This window comes from Candidatus Methanoprimaticola sp. MG2 (assembly GCF_047501175.1).
Classification (GTDB): Archaea; Thermoplasmatota; Thermoplasmata; order Methanomassiliicoccales; family Methanomethylophilaceae; genus Methanoprimaticola.
This window is the reverse complement of the sequence record NZ_JBEQWH010000022.1, coordinates 1-4,169: the sequence shown is the minus strand read 5'-3', so window position 1 is coordinate 4,169 and position 4,169 is coordinate 1. Positions and strand designations below refer to the sequence as shown.

Sequence of the window (4,169 nt, the reverse complement as noted above, 5' to 3'; positions counted from 1 at the left end):
TTTTGAAGAAACAACCAGATTGAATTACAGAATCGAGGAATTAGGAAACACACTAATGGGAAGGCGCACTTTTAATAATGTCCAATCAATCGCCGCAACGATTCAAATGAGCAACGTATGTCCCTTGGACTACCGCTACGGCCGCGAGGACATGAAGGCCGTTTTCAGCGAGGACAGCCGCATCCTCAACGAGATGCTTGTGGAGGCCGCCCTCGCCAGGGCGCACGCCTCTCTCGGGACCATCTCCGAGTCTGCGGCGAAGGAGATCACCCGTGTCGCGGACCTGAACGTCGTCAGCATCTCCAGGATCAAGGAGATCGAGTCGGAGACCCGCCATGACCTCATGGCCATGGTCAAGGCCATGACCGAGAAGTGCGAGGGGGACGCAGGGAAGTACGTCCACCTGGGCGCGACATCCAACGACATCGTCGATACCGCCACCGCCCTCCAGCTCAAGGCGGCCATGGAGATCGTCCTCGAGGACGTCGACAACCTCATCATGACGTTCGCCGCACTGGCGAAGAGGGAGAGGGACACCCTGGAGATCGGGAGGACCCACGCCCAGTTCGCCATCCCCATCACGTATGGGTTCAAGGTCGCCGGGTACATCGCCGAGATGATCCGCCACAGGGAGAGGATCGTCGAGGCTATGCCGAGGGTCTGCGCCGGGAAGATGGCCGGGGCCGTTGGTACCGGGGCCGCGCTCGGTAAGAACTTCTTCGAGATCCAGCGCCGCGTCATGGCGGACCTCGGTCTGACCTATGAGCCCGCCGCGACGCAGGTCGTCGGACGCGACAGGTACACCGAGGCCATATGCCTCATGGCCAACATCGCCGCGTCCCTAGAGAGGTACTGCACGGAGGTCAGGAACCTCCAGAGGTCCGAGGTCGCGGAGGCGTCGGAGTTCTTCGACGTGACGAAGCAGGTGGGGAGCTCCACCATGGCCCAGAAGAGGAACCCCATGAACTCGGAGAACGTGTGCGGCCTCGCACGCGTCGTCCGCGGGTTCGTGACCCCCGCGTTCGAGAGCCAGATCCTGTGGCACGAGAGGGACCTGTGCAACTCGTCCACCGAGAGGTTCACCCTGCCCCATGTGTTCATCCTGATCGACGAGATCCTCAAGAAGGCCGACTGGATCTACTCCGGCCTCGAGGTCCACAGGGACAGGATGCTCGAGAACATCGAGTCCTCCAGAGGGCTCGTCATGGCCGAGCCCCTGATGATGAAGCTCACCGAGAAGGGCATCGGCAGGCAGGATGCCCACGAGATCATCCGCTCGTCCGCGATGGTCGCCGAGGATGAGAAGAGGCACCTCAGGGACGTGCTGCTCGAGAGGGAGGACCTCAAAGGAATCCTGACCAGGGACGAGATCATCGCCACAATGGACGCCTCGAACTATGTCGGAGGCGCGAGGGAGATCGTCGACAAGATGGTCGCCGCCGCCGAGGACGTCGTGGGAAGGAAGGTCGAGTGAGATGGAGGCGAGACAGTTCCAGGGCCTGATCCTCGGGTTCATCGTGGGCATAGCGCTGTTCGCGTTCTTCTACTACGAGTCGCAGAACCTGCTGTGCCTCATCCTGATCCCGATCGGGGCGGTGATGGGCATGGCCCCGCAGCTCCTCAAACCCAAGGATATGGACGACGACGAATGACCGCCGTCCGCCCGCACTGGGCGGAACGGCGGGTAAAACGGTTCGGGGACGGGGAGGCATCCTCCCCTGCCCCGTTCATTCTTCGATCAGAGCACTTTCTTCCCGGCATCGGGTCCGGGTGCGACGTTGTAGACGCACTGGATGCACATCTTCACGAGGTGCTTCGCGGGTGCGGTCTCCATCCTGGAGTGGGCGATCGCGACCGCCTTCTCGTAGTCCGCGCCGGAGTCGTACACCTTCACCTTCCCCTTGACCTGCCAGCATCCCGCCTTGTACTCGGGGGACCAGAGGTAGAAGGACGCGATGGGGTTCTCCTCCAGGTTCTTCAGGGTCTTGCAGAAGAAGTTGTCGATGATCCAGATGTTCCCGTCCTCTCCGGGGAACAGCATCCCGACGGGGACGACGTTGGGGACGCCCTTCTTGTCTGCGGTCGCGAGCGAGAACACGCGCATGGACTTCATGCACTCGAGCATCTCGGGGGTCAGCTGTTTCTTGGTTGTGTCAGCCATGTATGATGAATCGTGTCGGTACTTTAAATAGCAGACCTAACGGGCGCCCGTCATTCCCGGAGACGGCTATCCTACATGTGACATGGTCACAGGGAATAATCTATATACAGGACAAATGAAGTACTGACCATGGAGAACGGGAGGATCTTCACCAGGGACTTCACACTCGATACGATCATCTCGTTCTGTTGCTCCCTGAACTATTTCACGCTCCTCATCAACATCACGGGGTTCGCGGCGATATCGTTCGGGGCGGATCCCGCCACAGGGGGCATGGCGGCAGGGATATACGTCATCGGAGGGCTGATCTCCCGCATAGTCGCGGGGAAGTACATAGAGCTGGTCGGAAGGAAGCGGATGCTGATCGCCGGTCTGACGCTGGCCGTCGTGATGTCCCTGTCCTACTTCCTGGTATCCTCGATGGCGATGCTGTATGCCGTGAGGTTCGTCCACGGGATGGCCTACGGGATATCCAGCACATGCACGTCCGACATCGTCGCCAAGCTCCTGCCGAGGGAGAGGAGGGGCGAGGGGCTTGGATACTTCTTCCTGAGCATCACGTTCTCCTGCGCCATCGGGCCGCTCGTGGGCATGACCCTGGGGAACAACCAGGACTACGACCTCGTGTTCGCGATGGGCACCGTGATGTACACGGTCGCACTGCTCCTGGCATTGGTCATACGCGTGCCGGAGGAGACCCTCACTGAGGAGCAGTCCGCGGAGGCCAGGAGCTTCAGGCTCTCCAATCTCTTCCAGTTCTCGGCGGTCCCCCTGGCGATGACCGTCATGGTGTTCTACTTCTCGTACTCGGGGGTCCTCTCGTTCATCTCGTCCTATGCCCACGAGATAGACATGGTGGAGGCCGCCACGTACTTCTATCTGGCAGTTGCCGCAGGGACGCTGCTGTCCAGGATCTTCGCCGGGAAGATATACGACCGGAAGGGGCCTAACAGGGTGGTCATCCCCGCATACCTAGGGTTCATGGTCGGGATGACGATATTCGCCACCACGTCCAACTCCGTGCTCTTCCTCGGTGCGGGGTTCATAATAGGCATCGGAGTGTCGATCGTCTTCTCCATCTGCCAGTCCATCGTGATATCGAGGACGCCTCCCCGCAGGTACGGGGTGACGACGTCCACGTTCTCCGCGCTCAACGACCTGGGGACGGGGATAGGCCCGTCCGTCCTGGGTCTGCTCATAACCGCCATCGGCTTCAGGGAGATGTATCTGGTGTGCGTCCTCGTCTCGCTGGTGAGCTTCCTCATGTACCTCGGGATACACGGTCTGAGGCACGGCAACAGGCCCGGGAAGGACATACTGCAGGATTCCGACTGACCGCGATGTGCGGGAGCCCCATGTCGTGCGGAATGGTCTCATTGTCTCGAGCTTCCGATGTGCCGTCAAGCTGTGGGAGGTAAAGACGCCCGAGAGGTCAGGATGGATCGCCAGACATCGGTGATAACTAGGCCTAACTGGAGAATAATCGAATCGCAGGACTGCCAGAAAATGCTTCAAACTGAAAAGTCAGACGTCAAAGTCAAGCTTGATGGTTCCCGTGTCTCCGATGAGGGTGTCCAATCCTAATCGGATGCGTGAACGCAAGTATAAGAAGAAGGAGCCGATATGCCCCTGCCGGTGCGGTCAGTCCGAGGTTTCCCGTGGATTGGCGTCCGGTGGAACCTCGGAACCTAAGTGCCCTTTGTGGCTCCGGCAGGAGGGAAAGCATGTTTTCCTTTTACCGGTACCCGAATGGCGGGTTCCGGCTTGTCGTGACAATCGGCGGACTGTCAATCGAGATCGATTGGTTGTAAGTCGTTTGTAACGAAGAATGACACCCTCAAGGTGTCCGGTCCCTCCGGGGACCGTTATCCCCCATCACTGAAAATAACGATGTCAATCGATGGATATATCCTTTTACATCTCTGATGTGTGGAATCACTTCGGATTGAATCTGAGGAATCCTCGAAGAAAGGACAGCCAGACAGTGTCGATGAGGGCCCTGAAAAGG

Annotated in this window: 4 protein-coding genes; 3 read left to right on the top strand and 1 reads right to left on the bottom strand. The window is 59.2% G+C overall.

Annotation, left to right across the window (positions count from 1 at the left end):
• Window positions 1-106 precede the first annotated feature (106 nt).
• Together purB and V5D86_RS09520 are read left to right on the top strand one after the other, a co-directional pair.
• The gene (gene purB, locus V5D86_RS09525) at window positions 107-1,474 is read left to right on the top strand and encodes an adenylosuccinate lyase (RefSeq protein ID WP_414596453.1); all 1,368 of its coding nucleotides are present in this window, start codon (window positions 107-109) and stop codon (window positions 1,472-1,474) included.
• A gap of 1 nt (window position 1,475) precedes the next feature.
• Window positions 1,476-1,652, top strand: a complete 177-nt coding sequence (locus V5D86_RS09520) for a hypothetical protein (RefSeq protein ID WP_414596452.1) — start codon at window positions 1,476-1,478, stop codon at window positions 1,650-1,652.
• A gap of 86 nt (window positions 1,653-1,738) precedes the next feature.
• Here V5D86_RS09520 and V5D86_RS09515 read toward each other — a convergent pair whose 3' ends face one another.
• Window positions 1,739-2,161 carry a pyridoxamine 5'-phosphate oxidase family protein gene (locus V5D86_RS09515; RefSeq protein ID WP_414596451.1) on the bottom strand — a complete coding sequence of 141 codons (423 nt, stop codon included), beginning with the start codon at window positions 2,159-2,161 and terminating at the stop codon, window positions 1,739-1,741.
• A 129-nt stretch (window positions 2,162-2,290) separates the two neighbouring features.
• Between V5D86_RS09515 and V5D86_RS09510 the strand changes: the two genes are divergently transcribed.
• The gene (locus tag V5D86_RS09510; RefSeq protein WP_414596450.1) at window positions 2,291-3,496 is read left to right on the top strand and encodes an MFS transporter; all 1,206 of its coding nucleotides are present in this window, start codon (window positions 2,291-2,293) and stop codon (window positions 3,494-3,496) included.
• Window positions 3,497-4,169: the final 673 nt, after the last annotated feature.

Excerpts from the sequence above, each read along its gene's own strand:
- V5D86_RS09515 (WP_414596451.1), bottom strand. The coding sequence starts at position 2,161 with ATGGCTGACACAACCAAGAAACAGCTGACCCCCGAGATGCTCGAGTGC.
- V5D86_RS09510 (WP_414596450.1), top strand. The coding sequence starts at position 2,291 with ATGGAGAACGGGAGGATCTTCACCAGGGACTTCACACTCGATACGATC.
- V5D86_RS09520 (WP_414596452.1), top strand. The coding sequence starts at position 1,476 with ATGGAGGCGAGACAGTTCCAGGGCCTGATCCTCGGGTTCATCGTGGGC.
- purB (WP_414596453.1), top strand. The coding sequence starts at position 107 with ATGAGCAACGTATGTCCCTTGGACTACCGCTACGGCCGCGAGGACATG.